This is a genomic window from Edaphobacter sp. (assembly GCF_035532915.1).
Classification (GTDB): Bacteria; Acidobacteriota; Terriglobia; order Terriglobales; family Acidobacteriaceae; genus Edaphobacter.
This window is the reverse complement of the sequence record NZ_DATKQC010000271.1, coordinates 1-5,183: the sequence shown is the minus strand read 5'-3', so window position 1 is coordinate 5,183 and position 5,183 is coordinate 1. Positions and strand designations below refer to the sequence as shown.

At 61.9% G+C, this 5,183-nt stretch carries 4 protein-coding genes; 2 read left to right on the top strand and 2 right to left on the bottom strand.

Going from position 1 to position 5,183, the window contains the following annotated elements:
* Positions 1 to 2,189, bottom strand: a 2,189-nt coding sequence (gene bamA, locus VMU57_RS13120) for an outer membrane protein assembly factor BamA (RefSeq protein WP_325384102.1), incomplete at its 3' end; no start/stop codon positions are given.
* A gap of 182 nt (positions 2,190 to 2,371) precedes the next feature.
* On the opposite strand from bamA, the gene murQ reads away from it, so the two are divergent.
* Positions 2,372 to 3,259: an N-acetylmuramic acid 6-phosphate etherase gene (gene murQ, locus VMU57_RS13115; RefSeq protein ID WP_325384100.1), complete on the top strand. Its 888-nt coding sequence runs from the start codon at positions 2,372 to 2,374 to the stop codon at positions 3,257 to 3,259.
* A gap of 44 nt (positions 3,260 to 3,303) precedes the next feature.
* Positions 3,304 to 4,482 (top strand): glycerophosphodiester phosphodiesterase family protein, encoded by a 1,179-nt coding sequence (locus VMU57_RS13110; RefSeq protein WP_325384098.1) that lies wholly within the window; start codon positions 3,304 to 3,306, stop codon positions 4,480 to 4,482.
* Between the two features lie 87 nt (positions 4,483 to 4,569).
* On the opposite strand, the gene VMU57_RS13105 is transcribed toward VMU57_RS13110, so the two are convergent.
* Positions 4,570 to 5,183 (bottom strand): SDR family oxidoreductase (locus tag VMU57_RS13105; RefSeq protein ID WP_325384096.1); only part of this gene is annotated, 614 nt, incomplete at its 5' end.

The window sequence follows — 5,183 nt, the reverse complement described above, 5'->3', positions numbered from 1 at the left end:
ACCTGGATACGGTAGCCGAGCACGTTGTGGCCTTCGCGGTTGACCTTCAGGCCCTTCATCGGGAAGAACTGACGATAGCTTATCGCCGGGGCGTAGTACTTGACGTTGCCGCCGATACCCGCGACCTGGACATCGACGTTGAAGTCCTTGCCGCTATGCGGCCCGACCGAGCGGTCGAGGCTGGAGAAGGTGAAGCTCGGTGTCAGCACCGAGGTGACGATACCGTTCAACTGGTTGGGGCCCTGGACGCCGGAACGAAAGGCCAGCGACTGGAAGACGTTTCGGGTGTTGTCGTTGAACGTCGAAACCGAAGCGCGCGACAGCGAATACGACAAACCGATTCGGGTAACGCCGGTGCGCGACCACAGGTGCCGCAGCGGCTCGCTCGTCGTCACCGTCAAGCCGGTGGTCGCCGTGTTGTAGTTGGTCAAGAGGGACTGCTGCGCGTTCGTCAGGTTGTCGGACTGTCCCTTGGCAATGCCGTAGCTCTTGGCCGGGTTGTAGTCAGACTTGTTGGTGAAGACCTGCATGCCCAGCGAGATCGGCTTGTTGTGCAGGTAGGGCTCGGTGAACCCCAGGCTCAGGTTGCGCGACAGGTCGCCGATGTTCGCCGCCACGGAGAGCGTCTCGCCCAGTCCAAGGAAGTTGTTGGTTGAATAGTTCAGCCCGATAAAGGTTCCCGACAGGCCGCTGATACCGCCGTTCAGGCCGATGGAGTTCTTGCCTTTCTCCTTCAACTTGAGCAGCAGGTCGACGGTCCCGTCGTCCGCGTTCTGGCGGCTCTCGGAGTCCTGATCGGCTTTCAACGTTTCGAAGTAGTTCAACTGGTTCAGGCGCAGGATGGAGAGGTCCCAGAGGCGGCTGTTATAGACCTGGCCCTCTTCGAGCAGAAGCTCGCGGCGAATGACCTTGTCGCGGGTGATGGTGTTGCCGGTGAACTCGATGCGCGACACGTAGAAGGGCTTGCCCTCGTCGATGTCGATGTTCAGGTAGATCAGCTTCTTGGCTTCGTCGATGCGCGGGGTCGGCGATCCGACGAAGTTGATGTAGCCCAGCTCGCCGTAGGACTTGCGCAACTGGTCGAGGCCCTTCTGGAACTTGGTGGCGTCAAACCACTCGCCGTCCTTCTGCGCGAACTGACCGCGCAGAACGCGTGTGTTGGTCACAGCCTTGTTGCCGGAGAAGGTAATGCCGCCCAGGCGGTAGCGCTCGCCCTCTTCGACCGGCATCAGGATATCGACGCGCTTGCCCTTGGAGGGCCGCAGGGTGAAGGGGTTCAGACCGCCCGCGTTGCGGATATGGGTGGTGGGCTGCGAGGTCAATGCCTTGAAGTAGCCGCGGTCGCGGTAGGCCTGGCGGACGCGCTCGGTGTCCTCGTCGAGCTTGGTCGCGTCGAAGGTACGGGCAAAGAGGTTTTCAAGAATGATCGAGTGCGGAATCCCGATCGGCTTGAGGTTCTTCATCGCCCGGCGCAGGGTGCGATCGCTCAGGGCGCTGTTGCCGGTGAACTCGATCTTGCCGACCTTTACCGTCGGTCCTTCCTTCACGTTGAAGGTGACGGAGACGCCTGCCGGTGGAATGGTCTTGATGGTCTCGGTGACGGTGGCGAACTGATGGCCATGCGCGGCGAGCATCTCTTTGATGACGGTCTCGGCGCGCTTGATCTTGGTGGGGTCGTACTGGCTCTCGACCGAGAGACCGACCTTGGCCTTCTTGAAGGCCTCGAGCACGTCCGACTGCGAGATCGAGCTCATGCCCTTGTAGAGCAGCTCCTTGATGGTCGGCTTTTCCTTGACGTAGATGACAAGCTGCACGCACTTCGGCGTATCCACCCGCTCGATGCGGATGTTGTCAAAGTAGCCCGTGTTCCACAGGGAGTTGAAGTCCCGCTCCACGACCGCCGGATCGTACAAGTCGTTCTGGTGGCTGAACAAACGCGCCAGCACCGACTCCTTGGGGATGCGCCGGTTGCCGATGACCTCGGGCTGGCACAGCGTCTGCACGCCCTGCTCGGCGGTAGGAGTGGTGGCGGCATTGTTCTGCGCCATCATCGCCGGTACACCGAAGGAGGCAAAGGAGAAAAAGAGCACGGCTTGGGCAATACGGGAGCGGCTGGAGCGCGTGCACACAGGCTTGGTCTTGCTTTTCAGGGAGCTTCCGCTCTCTCGATTCACGGTAAAGATACGCACACCCTCACTGCTCTAGAAATAACGCTCCGCCAGCACATGACAGCGAAGCCTTGATTATATGGGACAGGCAGATTGTTAGCGAGTTCACCTGAAGGTTCCAGACAAAATCGTCACCACCCATCCTACAACCTCGAAACGCAATGATTGCCTCATTCCCCGTGCAGCCCCATGATGGAAGCACCATGAATCTCTCCACGCTGCCCACCGAAGCCCGAAACCCAGCCAGCGAGCACATCGACCAGCTCTCCACGCTCGAGATGCTGCGCGTCATTAACGAGGAGGACGCCAGGGTCGCCGCCGCCGTCGCCGCCGAGCTGGCTCACATCGCCAATGCGGTCGACGCCATCGCCGCCCGCTTCGAGCAGGGAGGCCGCCTCTTCTATATAGGAGCAGGCACCAGCGGGCGGCTCGGCGTGCTCGACGCCTCCGAGTGCCCGCCGACCTTCTCCGTCCCGGCCACCCTCTTTCAGGGAATCATCGCGGGGGGCGACAGCGCGCTGCGCAACTCGAGCGAAGCCTCCGAAGACTCCCCCGAGCAGGGCGCGGCCGACCTCGTCTTTCACGCCTTCACCGGGCGAGACGCCCTGATCGGCATCGCCGCCAGCGGACGCACTCCTTATGTGCTGGGCGCGCTGGCCTACGCCCGCGAACTGGGAGCGCTGACGATATCGCTCACCTGCGTCGCCGACTCACAGATAGCAGCCATCGCCGACATCGCTATCGCTCCCGTCACCGGCCCCGAGGTGCTTACCGGCAGCACTCGGCTCAAGGCCGGGACGGCCACGAAATTAGTGCTCAACATGCTGAGCACCGGAGTCATGATCCGCCACGGTGCCGTCTACGGCAACCTGATGGTCAACGTGCAGACTACGAATGCCAAATTAGTCGACCGCGCCCAGCGAATTATCGGCGCGGCGACGGGCCTCGATCAGGCCACCGCAGCGAAGCTGCTCGCCGAGGCCGGAACGGTAAAGAACGCGATCGTGATGCAGAAGCTCTCGCTCGACCGCGCCGCCGCCGAAGCAAAGCTCGAAGCGGCCAGGGGAGATCTGACCGAGGCGTTGCGATAGCATCTTCGCTAAAAAATAATCTTATTGGGCTATCATCAGCCCCCATGAGATTTCAGCCTCCTGCCGTCGCCTCTCTCGTCCTCGCAGCCACCGCTCTCACCGCCCAGCAGGCCCCCACCATGCCCATCAATCCCTTTCTCGGCCTTATGACCGCAGCCCGCGCCCATGCGGAAGCCCACGGCGCACCCGTCCCTGTCCTGTCGCCTGTCGATGCCACGCTGCTGGGAGCCAATCCTCCGGTCAACGTCGCCGAGCTTCACAAGGCGGGCTTCCGCGTCGTTCCCTGGACGACCGACACTCCCGACAAGATGCGTGCGCTGATCGACCTCCGCGTCGACGGCATCATCACGGATTACCCCGACATGCTGCAGGACGTCCTCAAAGAAGAGAAGGCCGCCCACCCGGAAGACGCCGCCTACTTCAACCGCTTCGACATCGCCGCCCATCGCGGAGGCCGCGGCCTTCGCCCCGAAAACACGCTGCCCTCGTTTGAAGACGGCCTCGACCATCTCGCCACCACGCTTGAGACCGATACCGGAGTCACCACCGACCACGTCTCCATGATCTGGCACGACCAGTACCTCAATCCAGAGTCCTGCCGCCACGCCGACGGCACCCCCTACACGCTCGAAAACCGCGTCTACACCCGCGACATCTCTTCCAAAGAGGCGCAGCGCACCTTCATCTGCGACAAGCTCCACACCCAGTTCCCCCAGCAGACCAACGACCTTGCCCTATCTCCCGTCGCGGTCGCCTTCGCCAAACACGAGCACCTCATCAGCCCCTACGTCCCCACCAACGTCGAGCAGCTCTTCCACTTCGTCGCCTTCTACGTGAAGTACTACACCACCGGCCCCGGCAGATCGAACCCCGATGCCGCTGCCCGCGCCGCCAACGCAGCCAAGGTCCGCTTCAACATCGAGACAAAAATCCTGCCGCTGCCCAACGACCCTCCCGGCCGCTCCGTAGCGAACCTGCCCGTACCCAAAGAAGGCGCAGAGCCGACCACCAACCACACCGTCGATCCGCAGACCTTCGTCACGACGCTGTGCGGCATCATCACGCGCAACCACATGGAGGGCCGCTCCGAGATACAAAGCTTCGACTTCCGCACCCTGCAACTGGTCGAAGAGCAGTTCCCCAAGATCCCCACCTACTACCTCACCGCCAGCCCCAAGATGCTCAGCACGGACTTCGTGCCAACTGCGCTACGCCAGCCCTGAGGCAACCCGACCGCCACAGGCAACCTCTGGCAAATCCATGAAGTTCGGTACACACAAGCGCGTTTCTCGGTATGAATGCGTCGACAACTAAAGTTTCGAGCCGCCGTCGACTGGAATACTCGCACCTGTAATCCAGCGCGCTCCGTCAGACGCCAGAAACACGACAACGTCCGCGACGTCGTCCGGTTTGCCTAGTCGTTTTAGCGCCTGCATTCCGAGCGCAGTCTCACGTCCCGCTTCAGTTTTTGTGAAGTTAGACATATCAGTGTCGATGACGCCGGGCGCTACAGCGTTTACGCGGATGCCTTGCGGGCCAAGGATCGCAGCCCAGTTCTTGACAAGGGTTTCGAGCGCTCCTTTCGTCGAGGCGTAGGCAAGGATCGAGGGATTGTCGAACCCAGGCTTGCCTACCACCGAACGAGCACCAATTGAAGTGATGACCGTGATGTTCGAGCCCTCGCCCAAGAGGGGCAGCAGTTGCTGTACCAGCAGGAACGGGCCTCGAACGTTGGTCGCGAAGAGGTTGTCGAGATCCGCTGTCGTGTAGTCCGATATGCGTGCCGCCTTGCTCACGCCGGCGTTCAGCACCATCACATCGAGCCGGTCACCGCCAATCGAGCGCACCTGTTTGGCGAGCGCTGCCGGCCCGTCCGGAGTCGACAGGTCGGCGGAAACGGCATCCGCGCGTCCTCCTTTGGCCT